The organism is Bradyrhizobium sp. Kon10 (assembly GCF_055807395.1).
This window is the reverse complement of record NZ_JBVVOZ010000126.1, coordinates 1-481: the sequence shown is the minus strand read 5'-3', so window position 1 is coordinate 481 and position 481 is coordinate 1. Positions and strand designations below refer to the sequence as shown.

Annotated in this window: 1 pseudogene; it reads left to right on the top strand. The window is 64.2% G+C overall.

What is annotated here, in order from left to right:
• Nucleotides 1-481, top strand: a pseudogene (locus AC0L2O_RS36360) (IS21 family transposase); the annotation flags it as partial.

Genomic DNA, 481 nt, shown 5'->3' with positions numbered 1-481 from the left:
ACGTCAAGCGGCGGCTTCACCTTGCGCAAGGTGTTCTACACCGTGCCGTCGCGTTTGATCGGGCACCAACTGCGGGTGCGCCTTTACGACGATCGTCTCGACGTGTTCGTCGGCGGCACCCATCTCGTCACCTTGCCGCGTGGGCGGCCGCATCCCAACGGCAAGCACGACCAGGTCGTCGATTATCGGCACGTGATCCATTCCTTGCGGCGCAAGCCAATGGCGCTGCTCAATCTCGTCTACCGTGATCGGCTGTTCCCGCGTGATGCCTATCGCCGAACCTTCGATTGCTTGCGCGAACGGCTGCCGGACAAGAAAGCCTGCCGGATCATGGTCGATCTGCTCGCACTTGCCCATGAGCGCGGCTGCGAGGCCGAACTCGCCGATCAGCTCGCGGCTGACCTTAACGCTGGCCAACTACCCGACCTCGGACGGCTGCGCGCTTACTTCGCGCCCGATCCGGCCTGCGTGCCGCAGGTCG